The organism is Agrobacterium vitis, assembly GCF_014926405.1.
Lineage (GTDB): Bacteria > Pseudomonadota > Alphaproteobacteria > Rhizobiales > Rhizobiaceae > Allorhizobium > Allorhizobium vitis_H.
The window spans coordinates 3,064,548-3,086,532 of the sequence record NZ_JACXXJ020000005.1 but is presented as its reverse complement, the minus strand read 5'-3'; the positions used below and the strand labels follow the sequence as shown (position 1 = coordinate 3,086,532).

At 58.4% G+C, this 21,985-nt stretch carries 21 protein-coding genes; 12 read left to right on the top strand and 9 right to left on the bottom strand.

The window, feature by feature from the left end; all coding sequences use genetic code 11:
* Window positions 1–190 precede the first annotated feature (190 nt).
* The 3 genes from IEI95_RS25690 (at window position 191) to IEI95_RS25680 (ending at window position 3,334) form a co-directional block, all read left to right on the top strand.
* On the top strand, window positions 191–1,615 hold the full coding sequence (locus tag IEI95_RS25690) for a phosphomannomutase (RefSeq protein ID WP_194417366.1): 1,425 nt from the start codon (window positions 191–193) through the stop codon (window positions 1,613–1,615).
* Window positions 1,616–1,779: 164 nt separating this feature from the next.
* Window positions 1,780–2,274, top strand: a complete 495-nt coding sequence (locus IEI95_RS25685) for an acyl-CoA thioesterase (protein ID WP_087726984.1) — start codon at window positions 1,780–1,782, stop codon at window positions 2,272–2,274.
* A 112-nt stretch (window positions 2,275–2,386) separates the two neighbouring features.
* Window positions 2,387–3,334, top strand: a complete 948-nt coding sequence (locus IEI95_RS25680; RefSeq protein ID WP_156532520.1) for an AEC family transporter — start codon at window positions 2,387–2,389, stop codon at window positions 3,332–3,334.
* A 46-nt stretch (window positions 3,335–3,380) separates the two neighbouring features.
* On the opposite strand, the gene IEI95_RS25675 is transcribed toward IEI95_RS25680, so the two are convergent.
* Complete coding sequence (locus IEI95_RS25675; RefSeq protein ID WP_156532519.1) at window positions 3,381–5,519, bottom strand: hypothetical protein; 2,139 nt, start codon at window positions 5,517–5,519, stop codon at window positions 3,381–3,383.
* A 403-nt stretch (window positions 5,520–5,922) separates the two neighbouring features.
* Between IEI95_RS25675 and IEI95_RS25670 the strand changes: the two genes are divergently transcribed.
* Entirely contained in the window at window positions 5,923–7,326 is a 1,404-nt protein-coding gene (locus IEI95_RS25670) for a nicotinate phosphoribosyltransferase (RefSeq protein ID WP_234889180.1), read from the top strand.
* 53 nt (window positions 7,327–7,379) lie between these two features.
* Here the strand turns inward: IEI95_RS25670 and IEI95_RS25665 are convergent, their stop codons facing one another.
* A complete protein-coding gene (locus IEI95_RS25665) occupies window positions 7,380–7,748 on the bottom strand; it encodes a hypothetical protein (RefSeq protein WP_139191538.1) in 369 nt (122 codons plus the stop codon).
* Between the two features lie 346 nt (window positions 7,749–8,094).
* Between IEI95_RS25665 and IEI95_RS25660 the strand changes: the two genes are divergently transcribed.
* The 3 genes from IEI95_RS25660 (at window position 8,095) to IEI95_RS25650 (ending at window position 10,424) form a co-directional block, all read left to right on the top strand.
* A complete protein-coding gene (locus IEI95_RS25660; RefSeq protein WP_156532517.1) occupies window positions 8,095–8,454 on the top strand; it encodes an ArsC family reductase in 360 nt (119 codons plus the stop codon).
* A gap of 48 nt (window positions 8,455–8,502) precedes the next feature.
* Window positions 8,503–8,976, top strand: coding sequence for a Cys-tRNA(Pro) deacylase (ybaK, locus tag IEI95_RS25655; RefSeq protein ID WP_156532516.1), 474 nt, complete (start codon window positions 8,503–8,505; stop codon window positions 8,974–8,976).
* 197 nt (window positions 8,977–9,173) lie between these two features.
* Window positions 9,174–10,424 (top strand): aminopeptidase, encoded by a 1,251-nt coding sequence (locus IEI95_RS25650; protein ID WP_156532515.1) that lies wholly within the window; start codon window positions 9,174–9,176, stop codon window positions 10,422–10,424.
* Window positions 10,425–10,585: 161 nt separating this feature from the next.
* Here IEI95_RS25650 and IEI95_RS25645 read toward each other — a convergent pair whose 3' ends face one another.
* The 4 genes from IEI95_RS25645 to xseA form a co-directional block, all read right to left on the bottom strand.
* Window positions 10,586–10,966, bottom strand: coding sequence for a DUF6481 family protein (locus tag IEI95_RS25645; protein ID WP_041696065.1), 381 nt, complete (start codon window positions 10,964–10,966; stop codon window positions 10,586–10,588).
* A 33-nt stretch (window positions 10,967–10,999) separates the two neighbouring features.
* On the bottom strand, window positions 11,000–11,224 hold the full coding sequence (locus IEI95_RS25640; protein ID WP_041697321.1) for a hypothetical protein: 225 nt from the start codon (window positions 11,222–11,224) through the stop codon (window positions 11,000–11,002).
* Window positions 11,225–11,655: 431 nt separating this feature from the next.
* Window positions 11,656–11,865, bottom strand: a complete 210-nt coding sequence (locus IEI95_RS25635) for a cold-shock protein (RefSeq protein ID WP_025427963.1) — start codon at window positions 11,863–11,865, stop codon at window positions 11,656–11,658.
* Window positions 11,866–12,189: 324 nt separating this feature from the next.
* Window positions 12,190–13,815, bottom strand: coding sequence for an exodeoxyribonuclease VII large subunit (xseA, locus tag IEI95_RS25630; protein ID WP_156532514.1), 1,626 nt, complete (start codon window positions 13,813–13,815; stop codon window positions 12,190–12,192).
* A 153-nt stretch (window positions 13,816–13,968) separates the two neighbouring features.
* Between xseA and IEI95_RS25625 the strand changes: the two genes are divergently transcribed.
* A complete protein-coding gene (locus IEI95_RS25625) occupies window positions 13,969–14,196 on the top strand; it encodes a hypothetical protein (RefSeq protein WP_156532513.1) in 228 nt (75 codons plus the stop codon).
* Window positions 14,197–14,243: 47 nt separating this feature from the next.
* On the opposite strand, the gene IEI95_RS25620 is transcribed toward IEI95_RS25625, so the two are convergent.
* Window positions 14,244–16,139 (bottom strand): hypothetical protein, encoded by a 1,896-nt coding sequence (locus IEI95_RS25620; protein ID WP_156532512.1) that lies wholly within the window; start codon window positions 16,137–16,139, stop codon window positions 14,244–14,246.
* A 160-nt stretch (window positions 16,140–16,299) separates the two neighbouring features.
* Here IEI95_RS25620 and IEI95_RS25615 point away from each other — a divergent pair, with 160 nt between their 5' ends.
* Window positions 16,300–17,304 carry a glycosyltransferase gene (locus tag IEI95_RS25615; protein ID WP_156532511.1) on the top strand — a complete coding sequence of 335 codons (1,005 nt, stop codon included), beginning with the start codon at window positions 16,300–16,302 and terminating at the stop codon, window positions 17,302–17,304.
* Window positions 17,301–17,675, top strand: coding sequence for a GtrA family protein (locus IEI95_RS25610; RefSeq protein ID WP_194417178.1), 375 nt, complete (start codon window positions 17,301–17,303; stop codon window positions 17,673–17,675). Before IEI95_RS25615 ends, IEI95_RS25610 begins: the two co-directional genes overlap by 4 nt.
* A 19-nt stretch (window positions 17,676–17,694) precedes the next feature.
* Here the strand turns inward: IEI95_RS25610 and IEI95_RS25605 are convergent, their stop codons facing one another.
* Entirely contained in the window at window positions 17,695–18,681 is a 987-nt protein-coding gene (locus IEI95_RS25605) for a Gfo/Idh/MocA family protein (protein ID WP_194417177.1), read from the bottom strand.
* Window positions 18,682–18,825: 144 nt separating this feature from the next.
* On the opposite strand from IEI95_RS25605, the gene IEI95_RS25600 reads away from it, so the two are divergent.
* Window positions 18,826–19,779 (top strand): aldo/keto reductase, encoded by a 954-nt coding sequence (locus IEI95_RS25600; RefSeq protein ID WP_194417176.1) that lies wholly within the window; start codon window positions 18,826–18,828, stop codon window positions 19,777–19,779.
* Window positions 19,780–19,825: 46 nt separating this feature from the next.
* Here IEI95_RS25600 and IEI95_RS25595 read toward each other — a convergent pair whose 3' ends face one another.
* Window positions 19,826–20,716 (bottom strand): LysR family transcriptional regulator, encoded by an 891-nt coding sequence (locus IEI95_RS25595; protein WP_156532508.1) that lies wholly within the window; start codon window positions 20,714–20,716, stop codon window positions 19,826–19,828.
* 202 nt (window positions 20,717–20,918) lie between these two features.
* Here IEI95_RS25595 and IEI95_RS25590 point away from each other — a divergent pair, with 202 nt between their 5' ends.
* Window positions 20,919–21,920 carry an aldo/keto reductase gene (locus IEI95_RS25590; RefSeq protein ID WP_156532507.1) on the top strand — a complete coding sequence of 334 codons (1,002 nt, stop codon included), beginning with the start codon at window positions 20,919–20,921 and terminating at the stop codon, window positions 21,918–21,920.
* The last annotated feature ends 65 nt before the right edge of the window (window positions 21,921–21,985 follow it).

The following is a 21,985-nucleotide window of genomic DNA, read 5'->3' as shown; positions in this document are numbered from 1 at the left end:
CCTCCTCCCGCGTCGGGCTCTTTTGCGTTCTGGCTTCGGTGTCTTCTCTCTTCTGTCCATCTTATCCGGTTCGATGCATAAACGATGCTTTCGTCTGCTTTGAATTGGTTTAAACAGTCTGGGCAAACCTTAGCGCGATGACCGCGCGGAGGATTGGTGCGATGACTTGATGACAGCGAGGCTTGACCCTATGGCGGTAAAATTCGGCACCAGCGGACTGCGCGGTCTGTCTTTGGACCTGGTTGGCAGCGTTTCGGCTCTGCATGCGACGGCATTTGCCAGAATGCTGCTTGCCAAGGGCTATGCCAAGCCGGGCGCGACCGTGCTGATCGGCCAGGATTTTCGCCCCTCCAGCCCGGAAATCGCTGCCACCTGCATGGGTGCGCTGCAACGGGAAGGGCTGGTTCCGGTTGATTGTGGGGCCATTCCCACGCCGGCGCTGGCCTTTTATGGCAGCCGGATCGGTGCAGCCTCGCTGATGGTGACAGGCTCCCACATTCCGGCCGACCGCAACGGCATCAAATTTTATCGGCCGGATGGAGAAATCGACAAGGCTGATGAAGAGGCGATCACTGCCCTTGCCGCCGAGTTGGCGGCTGATGAGCGCGCTAACCACGTTGAGCATGGCGCAGGCGAAGACCGATACGCCATTGCCGTCGACCTGTTTCTGAAACGCAACATGGCTGTACTGCCCCCTGCCGCCTTTGCCGGCATGAAAATCGGCGTCTATCAGCATAGCAGCGTGGCGCGTGACATGCTGGTGACCCTGCTTGAGGGCTATGGCGCATCCGTCCTGCCGCTGGGACGCTCAGAGGTCTTCGTTCCTGTTGATACCGAAGCGGTATCCCCGGACACAATCGGCAAGCTTTCCGCCTGGGCAAGCGAGCATGGCCTGGATGCCATCGTCTCCACCGATGGCGATGCCGACCGTCCGCTGGTGGCCGATGAAAAGGGCGCGCCCTTGCGGGGGGATCTGCTGGGGCTGATCACGGCAAACCTGCTGGGCGCCAAGGTGATTGCAACACCCGTTACCTCCAATTCCGGCATTGAAGCCGCAAGCGGGTTTAAGGTCCTGCGCACCCGCGTCGGCTCTCCTTATGTGATTTCCGCTATGAATGCGGCGCTCTCAGTGGGTGAAAGCGGCGTGATCGGCTTTGAGGCGAATGGCGGCGTGATGCTGGCCTCCGATTTCACCATCCATGACGGCAGGCTTGCCGCTCTGCCGACCCGCGATTGTGTTATGCCTATCCTGGCAGCGCTTTATGTAGCGGCGAGCACCGGACAGACACTCTCTGCCGTGGTGTCAGACTATCGCCTGCCGATTGCCCTTTCTGACCGTCTTGAGCACTATGCCTTGGACAAAAGCAGTGCGTTGATGGCGTTTCTGCGCGGCTCGGACGAAAACCTGCATAGTTTCCTGGCGCCTATAGGGGGTGTGCGCGAAACCAGCGATATCGATGGTTTGCGGGTGACGCTCGATGATAACAGGGTCATCCATTTCCGCCCTTCCGGCAACGCCCCGGAAATGCGCTGTTATGTTGAGGCAAGCGACCATGCATCGGCGGCCAGTCTGCTGGACCAAGGTCTTGGCTTGCTGGCGAAATGGCCAGATTGACAAACCCAAAGGCATGCAAATCAAGCCGATAAACAAGGTGATGCGGTTCCCGGCGGGATGCTGTCCGTCGAGCGCGAGGGATGGTCATGCGCTTTTTGCTTCCGCCGCGTGCCTGCTGCGGTTACATCATGTGCAGGACCGATTTTATTGCAAAAGGATGACCGATGGACCGTGGCCACGACCCCAGCGAACTTGAAATGGTGGTATTGATGACGCCGGATATGGCGAATTTTTCCGGCAAGGTGCATGGTGGCGCGCTGCTGAACATTCTTGACCGGGTCGCCTATTCCTGCGCCTCGCGCTTTTCCCAGCAATATGCGGTGACGCTGTCGGTGGACCAGGTGGTGTTTCGCCAACCGATCCATGTCGGTGAACTGGTGACGTTCCGCGCATCCGTCAATTATGCCGGGCGCACATCAATGGAAATCGGCATTCGGGTCGAGGCGGAGGAAATCCGCACCGGTGAACGCCGCCATACCAATTCCTGTTATTTCACCATGGTTGCCGTGGATGCCGAGGGCAAGCCGACCGCCGTTCCGTCCTTCTGTCCCGAGACGCCAGCGAAAATCCGGCGGGAAAAGGCGGCTCGTGAGCGCCGCGCCCTGCGTCAGGAATTCGAGGATCGCTTCAAGCAGGTCAAGTTGTCCGGTCAGGACTAAAACATCACAGTTTGGGATTTGATCGTTTAACCCTCAACGGCGCCTTTTTGCGTCATGACCTGCGGCTCTCTGCTGCCCCACCGATGCTCTTCCACCGGAACAGATCGATTACATGACCGAAATAACCCTGAATGTCCTGCCGATTTTCCTGCTGATTTTTTCCGGCTGGGCGCTGGTGCGCAGCCGGTTCCTGAACGTGGATATCGGTGATGCCTTAAGCGAATTTGTTTTCAAGGTCGCGGTGCCGGTTCTGCTGCTGCATACGATTACCCAGGCTGATTTTCAGGGCGCATCGCCTTTTCGTTTGTGGATTGCCTATTTTGCCGGAGTAGGTGTCACCTGGACCATCGGCCATCTCGTGGCGACGCGGGTTTTTGGCCGCGACCAGCGGATCGGTGTGCTGGCGGGGGTGTCTTCAGCCTTTGCCAATAATGTCTTCATCGGCCTGCCCCTGGTCAGCCGCATGCTTGGCAATGACGGTATCGTTGCCCTCTCCATTCTGCTGGCCGTCCATCTGCCTTTGATGATGGTGATCGGTACAGTCTTGATGGAACATGCCGAGCGCCGGGAAAGCGGGGTGCAATTGCGGGGAATGCTCGCCGTCTTGCGCCAGGTCGGGCGCAATCTTGTCACCAATCCTCTGGTGATTGGTCTTGCCATCGGACTTATGGTGCATGTGATCGGCTTGCCAATTCCGGCGACGATTGAGACCGTGCTCAGTCAGATCTCCGCCATGGCTGGGCCGGCGGCGCTGATTTCGCTGGGCATGGCGCTGACCAAATATCGTGTCACCGGCAATGTCGGTATTGCCAGCGTTACCTCGGCTTTGAAATTGGTCCTGATGCCCGCATCCGTGTGGATGGCCTGCCACCTTCTGCATTTGCCGCATGAATGGACCATGGCGCTTGTGCTGACGTCTTCCGTGCCGACGGGCGTCAACGCTTGGCTGATCGCCAATCGGTTTGGGGTCGGTCATGCGCTGGCCGCCTCGACCATCACCATTACAACAGCACTTGGTGTGTTTTCCGTCACGTTCTGGGCGTGGCTGCTGGGCGCGTGATGCGAAGGTTTTGCGTACAAAGCCAGAATGGGAGCGCTATAAAAACTCAGGCCAGATCGGCGATCCGCCAATAGAGCGCTTCGGCGGGTAGGGCGTCTTCCTGCGGCGCCGCTAGCGCCAAGGTCGGGGCAGTATAATGTTCTGTCTCAAGCTCCAGCACGTCGGTGTGGTCGGCTGTTTCAAGCGTCACATCGTCGCTCAGGACATAAGACTGGCTTTCGGATAGGGTTTCTGCCGCGCTGGCGCCGTCTTCTTCCGCCGTCTCCTCATCCTCGGCAGAGCCGTCGCGCTGGTGCTGGCCGTTGTTGTCCTGATGCGCGTCGTCGTCGCCCAGAGCCTCAATGGCATCCACAGTCTCAGTCTTGCCGCGACCGGGTTCATCCTGAACCGCGAGATAGCTCACCACCGGAAACGGCACGAAGGGCGGCACATGCAAAACCGACGCATGCACTATGGCCTGTGCTCCGGCAAGCGATAGAATGGCCTGCTCACGGATAATCTCTTCTTGCCGTACGGAAACCAACTCCGCCTGCGCGTCGCCGGCTGGCGTCTGGTTTGCCGAGGAATGTGCCTGCATCTGGCCAGCTTGCATCTGGCTTAAACGCCTTTGGTTTATCTCCAGCAGTGTAGCCTGGTTGGCGCGGGCATCAGCATTGATCGCAGGGTGCAGACCGTTCTGTTCATTCTCCTGCATATCCTCCGTCTGGAAAAACATTTGGCGCAGCAAATCCGTGTCGGAATCCTCTTCCGGCATCGCCGGGGCTTGGAGTGATGCTCCTGTTACATCCATCCAGCCCTTCAAAGACAGCACGGTGGCGACCATTGTATCGATGCCAGTGCCATCATCGCTGCGGCGCGGGATCGCATCCTGGCGATTATCCTGCAATGGAGCGGATGTGGTGAAAGCTCCATAGGCTCGGTTCGTCGCTTGTGTCGCCAGGCCATCCATCGCGGCTTCCCGCCCTGTCTGTGCAAGGTCTGTAGCAAGAGGCGATGCTGCACTATTCCCCATCGCCCCGGCGACGGGCGTTCCAGTCATTCCAGAGGGTCCGGTCTGGCCATTGCGGTCGAAAGCTGGCGCTTTCAAGCCTGCCTCCGTGGCAGCTTTGGCCGCAAATCCCGTGCTTGTTTCCTCCGGCAGGTCATCCATGCCGGTCATAACCGTTTCAGGAGCCATATTGCCAGCAATTGACCTGTTGTCCGTGGCTGGTGCAGTGCCTGTCGTTGCCGTTTCGTTTGTCACCAGCGCTAGTGCGGAAGCAAGCGCTTCAGGGCGGACAGCTTGCAAAGGCGTCTGGCGCCCTGCCACTTCAGGGTTTACGGGCGCTTGCGCCGAAAGGCTGCGAGGGGCCGGAGTATCCTCCGCCTGCGTACCATCAAGAACTGGTGTGGATGGCGTGCGGTTCGTGGTGACGTCTTCCGGTTCCGACACAATCGGCGCGGTTTGAGCAACGACTGCCGCCTGTTCGGCTTGTGGTTGCGCGGTAGAGACCGCCGAGCCTTGCGCTGCGAGTGCCGCGGTTACGGGTTGTCCCGCAACCGGGCCAGGAGACTGTTCGCTTAACCTGGCAGCTGGCACCTGTTGCCCTGTTGCAGGATTTAACGTTTGCGGTGCCGCTGTCTGGCTCGATGCTGGCGGGGCCCCGGCGGATTGAGGTGGCAGGGGGTTGGATGGGCTCGCGCCATTTTGGCTATAGGAGGAAACCACGTTCAGCGCCTTCAGATCACCGCTATTGTTGCGCTTGATTTCCATATAGGCGGATAGCAAAGCGGCTTCCGGACCATCGGTATTTTGTAGAACCCGCAACAGGACCTCGATCTGCAATCCTTTCAGGGCTTGGGTCAACTGCGTTTGCAGCCGTGCTCTTTGGCCGTCGTCCAGATTGGCAAGGGCTGTCGCGAAGCGCTGGGCAAAGGCCGCGTCGGTTTCGCCGGGATCACGCTTCAGTCCGATCGATTGGCCGACCAGATCGGCGATTTCCGCCAGATCCGTCTGCACGCTTTCCCGGCTGTTGAGCAAGAGGTTATTGATGCGTCCGGCAATCGCCGAACCGCCCTCGCGGTCCACCCGGATCATGCTATCGCTCGTCAAGCCGCTCATGGCCGTGTCGGACAGGGCGGCCTCGGTGGCGCTGTCGTGAAAATTTGGCGCAGTGCGCGATAAAGCTTGAACGGGAGGCAACATAGCATATCCCTTTTTGCAAAAGGACCTGGCCAACCAAGGCCCGGCCATGCAATCCGGAGTTTAAGGGCATAGTGTGCTGGAAAGCCGCTCATGCGGCTTTGATATCGGCTGCCTCGGCCCAGAACCTTATGCACCGGACCTGAAACCCGTCGCACTCCAGCTACGCGGGATTGCATCGGACGCCGTGCAAGGCAGTTGCGAATCACCTTATCAGGATAGAATGGCTGCACATGGTTAACAATATGTTAAAGCTCTCATCTGCTCGTCTCGGAGAGAGTGTTTCGCCGTAATCCTCTCTATCTGCTGGTTAATTTTCTCCTTAAATCGATTCCGGTTTCGGGAATTATGAAGTAGCATACACCGCACCATAACCCTGCCCGATTGCAACATGCCGGTGAGCCTGATGAGCCGTATCAATCCGATCTTGAACACCGATAGCTACAAGCTGGGGCATTTCCTGCAATATCCTCCCGGAACCCGGGCGGTGAGCGGCTATGTCACCACGCGTGGTGCTTCCCTGCGGCCGGAAGTGGTGTTTTTCGGCTTGCAGATGTTCTTGAAGGAATATTTGTCACAGCCCATCACCCAGGCCGATATTGATGAAGCGCAGGAACTGGCCGCCCTGCACGGCCAGCCTTTCGACCAGGCCGGCTGGCACTATATTCTCTCCGCCCATGGTGGATTTCTGCCTTTGCGCATAGAGGCGCTGCCAGAGGGCAGCTTCCTGCATCGCGGCGTGCCGATGGTGCAGGTGGTTAATACCGATCCGGCCTGCTTCTGGTTGCCCTCCTATATTGAGACGGCGCTGTTGCGGGCGGTGTGGTATCCGTCCACGGTCGCCAGCTCGCTTCGCCATGTGAAACAGACTTTGAAGCCCTTCCTCGATAAAAGCTGTGACGACCCGGCGGGCGTTATTGGCTCGCGGCTGTTCGAATACGGCGCGCGCGGTGCAGCCAGCCTGGAACAGGCCGGGCTGGGCGGCGTGGCCAACCTGCTGCATTTCGACCACACCGATACGCTGGAAGCCGTGCTCTACGCCCGCCGCTATTATGGTGCTGCCATGGCTGGACTTTCGATTCCGGCCTCGGAGCATACTACCATGATTGCCTGGGGCCAGGACCAGGAAGTGCAGTCCTTCGCCAATATGATCGACCGATTCGGCGATTATCCGGCCTATTCGGTGGTATCGGACAGCTATGACATTCACAATGCAGTGTCCGAAATCTGGGGCAAGACGCTGCAACAGAAAGTGCGCTCCAAGCCCGGCAGGCTGATTGTGCGGCCCGATAGTGGTGATCCGATCGATGTTCCGGTCCAGACGGTGGCCCAGCTCGCCTACCAGTTCGGCACGCGGTTGAATGCCAAGGGCTATAAGGTTCTGGATGACAAGGTGCGGGTCTTGCAGGCGGACGGCGTGTCGCTACGCGATATCACCATGATCCTTGGTCGGCTGGAAGCCATGGGCTTTTCGGCGGAAAATATTTCCTTCGGCATCGGTGCATCGCAATTGCAGAAGGTCAGCCGCTCGACCTATTCGTTCACGATGAAATGCAGTGCCATCATGGACGGGCAGGAGCGTTGGCGTCCCATTTCCCGCCGTCCGGTCACGATGCAGGAACGCATGCCGGAACCTGGGCGTCGCGCCGTGATCGTTGAGGGAGACGAGTTTGCCTCCATTGCTTTGGAGGATCTAGGCCGTCGCACCAATCATTTGCAGCCGGTTTGGGAAAATGGCCGCCTGCTGAAAGAATGGAGTTTCGACGAAATCAAAGCAAAGGCCAGGACGCCGCATCGCATGGATATGTGATGCGATGGCGTGAATTGGTGGTCAATTCTGAAGTGCTCTTTGCGGTTTCTGCTTCAAACGGTGTCGGGCAGGAACATGCGATAGAGACCATTGTCGTCGGCAAGGAAGCCCGAAGGACGCTCGATGACCGGTGATCCATCCTCCTCGCTTGAGGACATGGCATCGAGCCAATTGGCCGGTAGTCGCTCTTCTTCCTTGACGTCGTCTGCCTTGATCTCGGCAATTTCCTCGATCATTTCGGCAGAAAGAGGTGGAATTTCCTCCCTCGGCAATTGGCGTTGAGGGGTGGAGAACAGGAACCCGATCTGCTGGCTGTCGTCATGTGCCGCTCCGAGCCGCACAGTCCGTTCCACAGGATAGGTCTGGGCGGAAGGCGCGGAGGAAAGCAAAACACCGTCTCTCGCAATTGATGCAGTATCCATCATGGTCACACAGGTCAGGCGCACATGGCTTCATCCATGGTCGCTATGGCTTCAGCTTGAACGGGCAATGGCTTGGATGCGCACACATCGTTGCGCCCGGCCTGTCCCATCGATCTTTGGCAGCCGTCTCGAACGTTTGTCCGTTCTGCTGCCAGGGCAAAAGCTAGGCCGAAATCTTTAAGGAAATACTGATGAAACCGACATTGCCGGAAAGATATATTTTACCTTGATGGACGTCAGCCCTCGTTGAGATCGCACCCTTTGAGTGATGAAATCCAGATGCTGCGGAGCTTGCAACAGCGCCCGTTTTTGATAGGCATGGGGCAACAAGGATGAGGTGGCACCCATGACGATCACGCTTTATGGCATCAAGAATTGCGACACGATGAAAAAGGCGCGGACCTGGCTGGAGACGGCGGGTATCGATTATGCTTTTCACGACTACAAGGCCAAGGGTATAGACCGCGCCAGCCTTCAGGCCTGGAGTGCCAAGCTTGGCTGGGAGGTGTTGCTGAACCGGGCGGGTACGACGTTCAAGAAACTTCCCGATGAAGCCAAGGTCGATATGAATGAAGAAAAGGCTCTGGATCTGATGTTGGCCCAACCGTCTATGATCAAGCGCCCGGTTCTGGACAAGGACGGGACGCTGACGGTGGGGTTCAAGCCGGAGCAATATCAGGCTGTTTTCGCAGGTACCGGGTCTTAAATTTCGGCCCTATGTTCCTGGGTCCATATCGCTGTAACGAGGCAAATAATGTCGAAATCGACCCGCGCCACGCTGGCAATGGAAAAGGCTGGCCTTGCCTTTACCGTGCATCACTACGATTACGATCCGAACGCCGAGCGTATCGGCCTGCAGGCGGCGGAAGCGATTGGCGAGGAGCCGCGCCGGGTGTTGAAAACCCTGATGGCGGAGGTGGATGGCAACCCTGTCTGCGTCGTCCTGCCCTCCGATCAGGAGGTCAGCATGAAGAAACTGGCCGCCGCCATCGGCGGTAAACATGCCGCGATGATGAAGCCCGCCGCTGCCGAAAAGCTCACCGGCTTCGTTGTCGGCGGCATCAGCCCTTTCGGCCAGAAAAAATCGGTGCCAACCGTGATCGAGCTCTCGGCGCTCAATGAGCCGCATGTCTATCTAAACGGTGGCCAGCGTGGCTTGCAGGTCCGGTTGGAGCCGAAGGCGGCGCAAGTCGCGCTCAATGCCATTGCAGCATCGGTTATTGCCTGAAGGTCGATTGTCTGGCGGTGTTTTTTGCCTTCAATTCTGTATGAAATGACCTATCTCTGTCTCGTGACCATGTGGGTCTTCAACTCACCGCTGATCCGGTACCGGTGGGGACCGGATTGACGCAACCGGAAGCCACTGCGGCCTCTGCGCGATTGAAAAGCGTAGGTGCTTTCGTTTCGAAAACCAGGAAAAAATCTATGACCCTGCCTGATGTCTCAAATTCCATCGATCCGGTAAAGCTCGACAAACTGGCCGAAGTGGCCGTCAAGGTTGGTCTACGGCTGGTGCCGGGCCAGGATCTGGTGATCACCGCGCCGCTGAATGCGCTGCCGCTGGTGCGCAACATCACCCGCCATGCCTATATGGCCGGTGCCGGTCTTGTGACGACATTCTATTCGGATGAAGAGACGACGCTGGCCCGTTATGCCCATGGCGCGGATGCCAGTTTCGACCGGGCTTCCGGTTGGCTCTACGAGGGCATGGCCAAAGCCTATGCGGGCGGTGCGGCGCGATTGGCGATTTCCGGCGATAATCCCATGTTGCTCGCCAGCCAGGACCCCGCCAAGGTGGCACGGGCCAATAAGGCCAATTCAATTGCCTTTAAGCCTGCCTTGGAGCCGATTTCCAATTTCGACATCAACTGGAATATCTCGTCCTATCCCAACCCGTCCTGGGCGGCGCAGGTGTTTCCGGATCTGCCCTTGGATGAGGCGGTGAAAAAGCTGGCGGATGCGATTTTTGCCGCGTCCCGCGTTGATCAACCCGATCCGGTCGCGGCCTGGATGGCTCATAATGGTGAGTTGGCCAAACGGTCGGCCTGGTTGAATGGCGAGCGGTTCTCCAGTCTGCATTTCACCGGCCCCGGAACGGATCTGCGGGTCGGTCTGGCCGATGGCCACGAATGGCACGGGGGCGCCTCCACGGCCAAGAATGGCATTACCTGCAATCCGAATATTCCGACGGAAGAGGTGTTCACCACGCCGCACGCGCTGAAAGTGGAGGGTGTGGTTTCTTCCACCAAGCCGTTGTCGCATCAGGGCACGTTGATCGACAATATCCAGGTGCGGTTCGAAGCAGGCCGGATCGTCGAGGCCAAGGCTTCGCGCGGCGAGGAAGTGCTCAATAAGGTCTTGGACACTGACGAGGGGGCGCGGCGTTTGGGAGAAGTGGCGCTGGTGCCGCATTCATCGCCGATTTCGGCGTCGGGCATCCTGTTCTACAACACGCTGTTTGACGAAAACGCCTCGTGCCATATCGCGCTTGGCCAGTGCTATTCCAAATGCTTCCTGGACGGAGCGTCGCTGACGCCGGAGCAGATCAAAGCCCAGGGCGGCAATTCGTCGTTGATTCATATCGACTGGATGATCGGTTCCGACAAGGTCGATATTGACGGCGTGAAAGCGGATGGCACAACGGTGCCCGTGATGCGCAAGGGCGAATGGGCCTGAACATGCACACGGCCCGCGTTTGATAAACGCAGGCCGGTTTCATCGAAATAGAGACCCGCGCACCAAATGTGGTGCGCGAAAGTCGTCATAAATTTTTGAATTTGTTGCATAATTTTCTCTTCAAACCGGTTCCGGTCTAAAGAATTATGCAGTAAGGCCGATCAGCCCTGTCTTGCCTTACGGTTGGCATAACGCTGATCGCGTTGCGCCTTGCGGGTGGCTTCGTCTTCAAGCAGACGTGAAATTCTGGCTTTTTCAGCGGCGTCGCGGGCATCGGCTTCAGCTGTTGCTTCAGCGGCAAGTGCGGCTTCACGTGCAGCTGTCTCGGCTGCAAGCTGTTGCTGTTCCTGCAATTTTGTCTGTTCGCGCTCGGCGCGCCGTGCTTCTCTGGCCTCGGCTATCGCCTGGCGCTCTGCCTGGCGGGCGAGACGGGTTGGTTCCGACGCTTCCTGCGCGGCCTTATAGGCCTGAAGGAGAGCGGCCTTTGCGTCGGCAGCGGTGGTACGGCGGTCGACGACTTCATTTTTCCGGCTATTTTTCAAAGAGATGTTCCAGTTGTAGATAGGGCCTGCAAATCAGGCTTTTCGGGTCGTTTTGGCAGCAGTCGCGGCGTCAGCCATCTGCTGGTCCTGCAATTCCTTGGCAAGCCGTGCTTCGCGCAGCCTGAGGGTTTTTTCTTCACGGGCAAGCACGAGCGAATCCTGCTCTTCCACGGCGCGACCGCGCGCGAAGAACTGCGACTGCTCCTTGTCGAAAGCGATTTCCGCCTGCTGACGTGATTTACTATAGTTTTCTGCCATGGGGTCGCGCCTTTCTGGGTGGCCAGCGCCGCGTGCCGGGCATGGCGCGCAAAAAACGCTGCGACATTCAGCGCCTTGTACATCTAGGCTGTACTTAAGGCCGCTGTGACACTTTATTACGAAGGTTCGAAGATGTGGAGCACATCCCCGCCCTGAAGGTATTGCAAATATTTCAAACACTGCAAGGACTTGAGATATTTGCAAAAGGCATAGGAATTGCCATCTTCAATGTCTCTTCGCATTACATCCGCTGCATATGTGATTTGCGATCCCACGGACCACAAGAAATTATGCAACAGGAATTCGTGTGAGCGCGGTCTGCGACGGCGCGGCAGGCAATAAAAAAGGCCAGGCAAACTGCCTGACCTTGGTTGGATCATGCTCTCAACAATGCCAGTACATCCGTGGTCAAAGGAAAGCCGAACCCTATATTAAGCAGCCTGGAGATTGCAGGCCGACATCTTGCCGGACTTGTTGTCGCGTTCCATGTCGTAGGCGATCTTCTGGCCTTCGACGATTTCACGCATACCAGCGCGTTCAACAGCAGAGATATGCACGAATGCATCCGGGCCGCCGTTGTCAGGCTGAATGAAGCCGAAGCCCTTAGTGGAATTAAACCATTTAACTGTGCCAGTGGTCATGATGAACCCTTTCATAGCATATTGAGTGACCACAGCGCAAAACGCCGTGGATGAGGATAGCGATTTTTGAAAGGAAGGTTCGTTCAGGGCGCGGTGCTAATTGCGCGGTAACCAAAGCTCAGCAAGCAAATATCGATGACCAATAGATACCCCCTAAAGGCATGCATGTCAACCAAAGCTTTGAATTTATTATGATCCGCCTTTATTCCGGACTATGGCGAAGGGGTCCAAAGCCTTGTATCCGCACCGTAATCTCTGTCCGTGCGGCACCGCGTTCAAACGTCCATTTTGTCGCTCATCACGGTGCCGTTTGCGCCGTTTTTGTTAGAAAAGGCTACCTTGTCCGGCGGGTGACTCCGATTTTTTCGGCAATTTGGGCGGGGGATTCGGTTTTGCTGGGGCTGTCGTGGCAGGAGCGGCTTGCGGTGAAGGTGACGCCTTATCACCATCACCGGTCACGGCGGAAACCCGGCCATCGGCAAATTCGATGGCGATGGCCCGCCCATCCTCAAGACCTGCCGCACGCGACAGGGGCCTGTCATCCTCCCCACGGATCACGGCATAGCCGCGCATCAGGACATTTTTGTAGGACAGCGATTGCAGCATCCGGTCATGGGCCGACACCGTGGAGCGGGCGCGGCGAAGATCGTTGATAACAGCGCTGTCGGCCCGGCGCGAAAAGCTGTCCAGCCGGTCTCTCGAGCGTCCCGTTTGCGCCTTCAGCCGGGCCGGGACCGCCGTCAATGTTGCATCGATCCGTCCGAGATGGGCTTTTTGCCGCTCGATCAGCCGCTCGATGATCCGGTCGGCAAGGGCGGCGCGTTCGCTGACACGCTGGCGACGTTCCACCAGGCGGCGCACAAGCATATCAGGCGACAATTTGGCGGCGGCCCGCTCGAAGCTTTGCCGCTTGGTCATGGTATTCAGTTCCAGGCTGCGGCCAAGACCGCTGGCGGCCTCATCAAAACGGCGGCGCGGCAACGCCAGCAATTGATCGAGAGAGGGCAGGGCGCGGGCCAGTGCCCGCAGGTTCTGGCGGCGATGATCCATCTGGCGGTTGACGGCGCCTGCCAATCGCGCGGCCAGCCCGGCCAGTTGCGCTTCCAGATCCGCCTTGACCGGCACGGCCATTTCAGCCGCGCCTGTCGGCGTCGGCGCCCTGACATCGGCTGCATAATCGATCAGTGTCCAGTCCGTTTCATGGCCGACCGCCGAAATCAGCGGAATGGCGCTGGCCGCCGCCGCCCGCACCACCGCTTCGTCGTTGAAGCTCCACAGATCTTCCAGGCTGCCGCCACCGCGCGCGACGATCAGCACATCCGGCCTCGGGATGGCACCATCAGGCTGAAAGGCATTGAAGCCGTTGATAGCATTGGCAATTTCGTCGCCGGAGCCTTCGCCCTGCACCTTGACGGGCCAGACCAGCACATGCACCGGAAAGCGGTCTGAAATCCGGTGAAGAATATCGCGGATGACAGCGCCGGTGGGCGAGGTGACGACGCCGATGACCTTCGGCATGAAAGGCAGCAATTGCTTGGCAGCCGGATCGAACAGGCCTTCGGCCGTAAACCGGCGCTTGCGCTCCTCGATCAACGCCATCAGGGCGCCAGCGCCGGCCGGCTCCATCTGCTCGATGACAATCTGGTATTTGGACGAGCCGGGAAAGGTGGTGATGCGGCCGGTGGCGATCACTTCCATACCTTCTTCGGGCCGGTATTTCAGCTTGGAAAACGACCCTTTCCAGATCACCGCGTCGATCCGCGCCTTGTCGTCTTTAAGCGAGAAATAGGCATGCCCGGAGGAATGCTGGCCTCGAAAGCCGGAAATTTCGCCGCGCACCCGCACCTGGTCGAAGGCGGTTTCGATGGTGCGCTTGATCGATCCGGAAAGCTCCGAGACGGAAAATTCGGTCAGATTGCTGGGCTGGTCGTCGTCAAAGAAAGAGGCCATGAGACCGTTTTATCCAAGCTTACATAAAAACGCATCTTTTTTTGGAAAGAAGTAAACAGGCTTTGTTGGGGCTGTTTTCGTGGGGCCAATCGTTAACTCTCGGGTGGCAATATGCCCGATATCACGATTTGTCTGTCATACGGGATCGCATCCATGACCTTTCTCATCGCCATGGCAATTGGCATCGCCACCGCAACGACCAGAAGCATCCTGGCGATTGTAGCGGTTTCGCTGGTGCTTTTGACGGCAGGGCTGGTCATGCTGGCTCTTTCGCCTGCGATGACGGCGATGGATCTGCTGACGGCTCTGATCGCCTATAATGTCGGGCTGATCGATTGCCTGATGGTCTCGCTGGCCTTGTCACAGCGCAAGATCGCCTGATTTCACTATTCGCCTGATCTCACTATTCGTTTTTAAACTCTATCCGTTCACGGCTGCGGCTTGACCAAAAAGATCCGCAGGCCGGACTGGCTGTCTGTTGCTAGCGGCTGAAGATAATCAGGCACTCTGTTGCGGTTCAGATCTGCATAAAGCCCGTCGGGCTTCAAGGCGATCAACTGGCGGGTCTGCGAATCGGACGGGCAGAAGGCGAGAATGCCGACATGGGCACCCACCAGAAAAGCAAGGGCGTCCGGCGGTGTCGAGAGGCCGATATGCAGTTCCGTCAGCATGCCTGCCTGGTTGCGATGATAGGGCGCGGTCAATATCCGATGCGAGGTAAAGCGCAGGATGGAAGTGCCGCTTTCCGATGGGGCGGCAACCGTCGTCGGCGCTAAACTCGTCAATTGGGCCAAGCCCGCCAATTGAGCAAGAGCTTTTTCAGATGAGCAATCACGGCTGGCATCCTGGGATACCGGGCCGGAGCGAGTCTGTAGTTTTAGCCGTGCCGTTCCTTCCACGGCAAGCGTGCCTGCGATTGCCCACACGGAAGGGACCGACAGAAGAATGCTGGCGATATAGGCAAGGCTTGAGAGAATGCGGGCTGGTCGCAGCATTGCACGCCCGCGCAGATCGGCAACCAGCAGAGCGAGCGGCAGGATCGGGATCAGGTTGGAAAACATGGCGCCGCGCACCTGGATCAGTGCGACACCGACGCTGACCGCCAGCAAGAGCGCCAGTGCCAGATGCGCCTCCATCTGGTTTTTCCGCCAGACCTGGGTAAGGCAGACCAAAAGCCCGAACAGGCCGACAGCGTAAAAGCCGCCGAGAGTTCCCGGCTCCTGCTGCGCCATGGCAAAGATCGAGCGAGCCTCGCCGACATTGTTCAGCCACAGCGTCACCAGCATCGGATCGAGATTGGCGAGCGGATTGCCAAGGCATTGAGGCGCGACAATCAGGGCGGAGAAACCGACGCTGGCGCCGATTACCAGCAGCAGGAACAGCCGAACACCGGCAGGAAACCGGCTGGCAAAGGCGGCAGCGGAAAACAGCAATCCGCCGCCAATCGCCGTCAGGGCGTAAAAGCCGAAGGAGAGATTGTCACAAGTGACCGTGCGATAGGATTGCGGCGGCACGGTTGCCGCGAACAGAAGTGTGACCGACAGCGCCAGGCTGAGAGAATAGGCCATGGCGCAGGCCCGCATCGCTTTGCCATGCCAGGCCCAGAGCAGGGCGACGATAGCGCAGGCCGTGGCAATCAGCGGGGTGGTCTCCGCGCCGATGGCCAGTGCCAGCGCTGCCGCCGCACCGGCCAGCGCAAACAGTGTCGATGAGCGTGTCGCGGAGCGGGCGTCAGACTGAGTCGCTGGCGCAGCGGTTGAAAGCACGGCGGTTAGGAAAGCGATCAGGGCGATCTGGACATTGTGATGATCGATTGCGCCGGGCAGGAAACGGTTGGATGTCAGAAGATAAAGAGCGCTCAGACAAAGCGCCAGATGCATGGTCACCCGGCCGCCCAGCGCCCATCCGGCAGCACCGAGCGAGAGCATGACCGGCACGGTCCAGAGGAGCGGCCAAATGGCAAGGGCAACGGCCTCGGCTGTACGCGGTGCAAACCAGATACCCGCCAGCCGGATCAAGGCGGCAATCGGCCAATCGATCAGCCGCGACCAATGCATCAGCGTGCCGGGTGCCAGGCCCAGCCGGTATTGCATCATGTCAAACCAGCCCTGACCGGCAAGATAATCCCGGACTTCGACCAGCCGCATGGCATCGTCATTGTCAGCGCCGACATAATCGTTGGCAAAAGGCAGCGTCGTCGCACAGAGGACGACGATGACGAGAAGGCAATAGCCCAGCATCACCGGCAGAAGGCGTGGGGCGGTCCCAGGTGCGGTCACCAGAGATGATGCAGAGGATGCAGGAAGAGAAGAACTGGACGTCATCGGTATTTCCGGTTGTTCGGGGCCTCCCGTTTCGGGGGGATGCGACCAAGATTCTTCGATTGTTCGGCTTGTCCGAAACCTAGCCTTAACCTTCTCAAGAAATAGTAAAATCTCAAGGAGCCGCGTTTCGGCTGCCCGAACATCTGTATCGAGTAAGTTCATGGGCCAGACACCAGTACCGGACGTGGCGGTCCTTATTCCCTGCTATAATGAGGCCAGCACCATTGCCTCCGTGGTGCGCGGTTTCCGCACCGCCCTGCCGCAGGCGCGGGTCTATGTCTATGACAACAATTCCACCGATGGTACGGCGCTGGCCGCCATGCTGGCCGGTGCCGAGGTGTTGCAGGAACGCAGGCAGGGCAAGGGGCATGTGGTGCGCCGGATGTTTGCCGATGTTGACGCCGATATCTATCTGATGGCCGATGGCGATGGCACCTATGCGCCGCAGGATGCGAATGCGTTGATCCATCTGCTGATGGAAGAGCGCGCCGACATGGTGGTCGCCACGCGCCGCAATGTCCACAATGATGCCGGACGCCAGGGTCATGCGCTTGGCAATCGCCTGTTTAACGGGCTCTACCGCTTTCTGTTCGGGCCGGGCTTTACCGATATCTTCTCCGGCTACCGTGCCTTTTCGCGCCGCTATGTCAAAACCTTTCCGGCGGTGTCGGCAGGTTTTGAAATCGAGACGGAAATGTCCGTCCATGCCTCGCGGCTGAAATTGCCGGTGGTGGAACTGGAACTGGACTACGGACGCCGGCCAGAAGGCTCCCATTCCAAGCTATCAACCCTGCGCGACGGCGCAAAAATCCTCTGGATGTTTGCGATGTTGTCCAAGGAGACGCGGCCATTTGCGACGTTTTCGGCGCTGGCCGGGCTGGTCCTGGCGATAAGCCTCGGTTTCATGGCACCGGTTCTGGGCGAATATTTCACCACCGGCCTCGTTTCGCGGCTGCCGACCTGGGTTCTGTCGGTGGCGCTGCTGTTGATGAGCCAGCTCTTGTTTACCGCGGGATTGATCCTCGACTCGCTATCGAGGGCGCGGGCCGAGCATTTGCGGCTTTCCTATATCGCCTTGCCCGCCTTTACCGCACCTGAAAACCCCGCCTTGGCAGCGGCTGATCCCGCCATCGATCCGGCTCGCTCGGCTGCGGACGCTGCATGAAGAAGCTGGTCCGTTTTGCTCTGGTCGGCAGTACGGGTTTTGCCGTGGATGCCGGGCTTTTATGGCTGCTTCTGTCTTACAGCGCTCTTGGCCCTTTACCGGCCCGCGCCCTTGCCATTCTGGCGGCCCTGTTCGTCACATGGCGGCTTAACCGTGCCTTCACCTTCGGGGCGTCCCGGCGAAGCCTCGCCGTCGAGGGATTTCGCTATGGCTCGGTCGGGGTGGTCTCGGCGCTGGTCAATTACGGTCTTTATGCCGGGTTGTTGATCGTCATCCCGGCACTCAATCCTTTCGCGGCGCTGGTTTTCGCATCACTTGCCGCGATGGCTTTCAGCTTTTTCGGCTATTCGCGGTTTGTGTTTCGCCGTTGAAGCACTGAAATCGGTTGGATCAAACCGGTTCCCAACCATCCTTTTCGCTCGCCCGGTAGATCGCATCGATGAAGCGCTGGTTGGCGCGGGAGTTTTCCAGCGTCACAACATCGCTCTCCTCACCCCGCGCCGCCTTGGCAAACGCCTCAGCCTCCAGGCGATATTGGCGGCTGTCGGGAAAGCGGAAAATCTGCGATTCGCTGTGGTTGCGGTTGGTCAGTTCCAGCTCTTCCGCCCCCCAGCGGTCGGCATTGAACGGTGATTTCACCTCGATAAACCCTTCATCCCCATGAAACACCATGGTCTGGCGGGCGGCCATCTGGGTGGCGATGTAAAAGCTCATGTCGAAACTGCCGAAATCGGCCTTGACGCTGGAATAGATGTCGGTGCCGAATTCAGCATCGCGTTGCGTCACCGCCTGCACTCGTACTGGCTCAAGGCCCGTCACGAAGCGGGTGGTGATGGTTGGATAGACGCCAATATCCGGCAGCGCGCCGCCGCCAAGTTCCGGGATATTGCGCATATTGCCGGGGTCGCGGTTAAAGTAAGTGAACGACCCCTGGACATGCCGCAGTTTGCCGATGGCACCATCGGCCAGAAGGGCGCGCACCTTGTGCCAGACAGGCGCATAGGTCACCATAAAGGCTTCCGAAATCAGCACCTTGTTGCGGTCGCGCGCGGCGATCAGGCTGTCGATGTCCGCCGCTTTCAGGGCAATCGGCTTTTCGCACAAAACATGCTTGCCCGCATCGGCAGCTTTTATCGTCCATTCCACATGCTGGGCGGTCGGCAGGGGAATATAGACGGCATCGATCAGGTCAGACGCCAGCATCTCTTCATAGGATCCGAAGGCATGCGGTACGGAAAAGCGGTCAGCCATCGCCCGGGCCTTGGCAAGGTCACGGCTGGCAATGGCTGTGACCACGGCCCCTTCCGCATCCTGAATGGCGGGTACGACCAGTTCACGGCCGATTTTCGCCGTCGATAAAATTCCAAACCGCAGCATGTCCTATCTCCTCCGTAAATCGTATTTCTGTAGACGACACATAACGCCTATGCCCGGATTGTGAACAGGGCTTGGTTGTTATCGGTGCAGTAAGCGTTACTTTCTTGTCGAAATTTCCCTATTGGACTTTCATGGAGACCTGTCATGCAGAAACGAAATCTTGGCCGCTCCGGCCTCACAATCGCCCCGGTCGTGTTCGGCGGCAATGTGTTCGGCTGGACGGCGGACGAGCAAACCTCGTTCAGGCTGCTCGATGCGTTTTTCGATGCTGGCTACAATGCCATCGATACGGCGGATGTGTATTCGCGCTGGATAGACGGTCATTCCGGCGGCGAATCCGAAACCGTGATTGGCAAATGGCTGAAACAGGGACATGTCGCCCGCGACAAGGCAGTGATTGTCACCAAGGTCGGCATGGATATGGGCCAGGGCAAACCCGCGCTTTCGGCCAGATGGATTGTCGAGGCGGTTGAAAACTCCCTGAAGCGGCTTCAGACCGACTATATCGATCTCTATCTCTCCCATACCTTTGATGCCGATACGCCGCATGAGGAAACGCTGGGTGCCTATGCCAGGCTGAAGGATGAGGGCAAGATCCGCGCCTTTGGCTGCTCGAATTTCGATGCCGTCCAATTGCAGGCATCCTTCGATGCGGCGGCCAAGGCTGGCCTGCCGCGCTATGATGTGATCCAGCCGGAATATAATCTCTATACCCGCGAGAAATTCGAGGGGGCGCTGGCAGAGCTTTGCATGCGTGAAGACATCGGCGTCATCAGCTATTACGCGCTGGCGGCAGGCTTTCTCACCGGCAAATATCGCCAAGTGGAGGATGCAGAGGGCAAGGCGCGCTCCTACCGTGTCACCAACTATCTGAACGACAAGGGCCACAGTATCCTCGACGCCCTCGATACAGTTGCAAAGGAAACCGGCACGACGCCCGCGACGGTTGCCATTGCCTGGGTCGCAGCTCGCCCCGGCATTACCGCACCCATCGCCTCGGCCACCAGCCTGTCGCAGCTTGAAGCGATGGTCAGGGCTGGAACACTGGAACTGTCTGCGGCGCAGATGCAAAGCCTGAACGAGGCCGGAGCAGAATAACGAGGCATGGCGGGCCGATAGGGTTTCGCGCGGGCGAGAATTCGGCTCAGCTCCGGTGCCGGAAGAAATCGACGAAGGCGCGCAGGGCCGGTCGCATCTGGCGGCGGGTGGGGTAATAGATGTAAAAGCCGTCAAAGGGCGGGCACCAGTCTTCCAACACCCGGATCAGCCTGCCCTCGCGGATGTCTTTGTCTACCCGCTGGTCAAAGACAAAGGCCAGCCCGACACCCTTTAGCGCCGCCAGCCGGATTAGTCGCTGGTCGGCCAGCGTCAGAACATCAGGCACATCCACGGCAATTTGCTTGCCGTGTTTTTCCAATTCCCAGCGATAGATCCGCCCGCTGGAAAAGCGGCGGCGAATGCAGCGATGCTCCATCAGGTCATGTGGGTGGAGGGGCAGGGGATGCCTTTCGAAATAGCTGGGCGCGCCGATAATCGTGCCGCTGATCGGGCCACTCGCCTTGACTGCCACCATATCCGCTTCCAGATGTTCGCCAAGCCGAAGCCCTGCATCGAAACCCTTTTCGACAATATCCTCGAACTGATCATTGGTGATCAGTTCGAGTTGGATATCCGGATAGAGGCCGAGGAAGTCTCCAAGCCGCGGTACGATCAGGTCTTCAGCAGCCAGCGCCGGCATGGTGATCCGCAGCGGTCCGGCGGGATTGGATTTGTTTTCCGCCAGGGTTTCCAACGCGGTGCCGATATCGGCCAGTGCCGGGGCCAGTTTTTGCAGCAATTGCCGCCCCTCCTCGGTCGGAGCGACGCTGCGGGTGGTGCGCGCCAGCAGCCGCACGCCAAGGCTTGCCTCCAGCGCCGACACTGCGTGGCTGACAGCGGAAGGCGCAATGCCCAGTTCTTCCGCCGCCTTCCTGAAGCTCGATGTTTCGGCCACCGTTGCCAGCACCGCCAGTTGAGATAGTTGAATCCTGTTCATTGTTCTATTTGTTAGAACAGTGCCTGCGCATTTGCATCCATTATCTTTCGCGGCAAAGGCGGTATTTTGTTTCTAGAGCGTCGCTGCAATTCATAGAATAGCAGCGACGCTCTAGCTCTTTGTTTTGCGCATTTCCGGGCGGAAAACCGGTTTCCACTTTTCCTGGAAATGCTCTATCGACACGATTGAGAAGGTGAAGACTATGAAAACCCGAAAACTCGGCTCCGACCTGTCCGTCTCGGCTATTGGCCTTGGCTGCATGGGTATGAGCCATGCCTATAGTCCATCGGCTGATGAAAGCGCTTCGCTTGCCACGCTGGCGCGGGCCGTAGAGCTTGGTGTGACGTTCTTCGATACGGCGGAGGTCTACGGGCCGTTCAAAAATGAAATTCTGGTCGGCAAGGGATTGAAGCCCTACCGTGACCAGGTGGTGATCGCCACCAAGTTCGGCTTCAAGATCGATCCGACGCAATCCTCACAAAATGCCATGGTCGGACTCGATAGTCGGCCTGAGCATGTAAAAGCGGTGGCCGAAGCCTCGTTGCAACGGCTCGGCATTGATGTCATCGACCTTTTCTACCAGCACCGTGTCGATCCCGATGTGCCGATTGAAGAAACAGTCGGGGCGATGGCCGATCTGGTGAAACAGGGCAAAGTGCGCGCTCTTGGCCTGTCGGAGGCCAGTGACGAGACCTTGCGTCGCGGCCATGCAGTCCATCCCATCGCCGCCATTCAGAGCGAATATTCCCTCTGGACCCGTGACCCCGAGGAAAACGGCGTGCTCGACACCTGCCGTGAACTGGGTATCGGCTTCGTCCCCTTCAGCCCACTCGGTCGCGGCACGTTGACTGGTGCATTGAAAAACCTGGATGGCCTTTCCGACACCGATTTCCGCCGGGGCCTGCCACGCTTTCAGCAGGAAAATTTCGATGCCAATCTGGCGCTGATCAATGCGCTGGAAGACATGGCCAAGGCGAAGGACACGACAGCCGCCCAGCTGGCCCTGGCCTGGGTGCTGGCCCAGGGGGATTTCATCGTGCCGATCCCGGGGACAACGAAAATTGCCAATCTGGAAAAGAATATCGGTTCCGTCGATATCGTCCTGAGTGAGGAAGAAGTGAGCGCCTTGGGAGATCTCTTGTCACCGCAGAAGGTGGCTGGCGGGCGCTATCCCGAAAAGATGGCAGCGATGGCCAACAAGTAATCAAATCACATAGCTATAAAAAATCTCCCCGGCATGGGTTTTGCCGGGGAGATGAAGACCGTAGA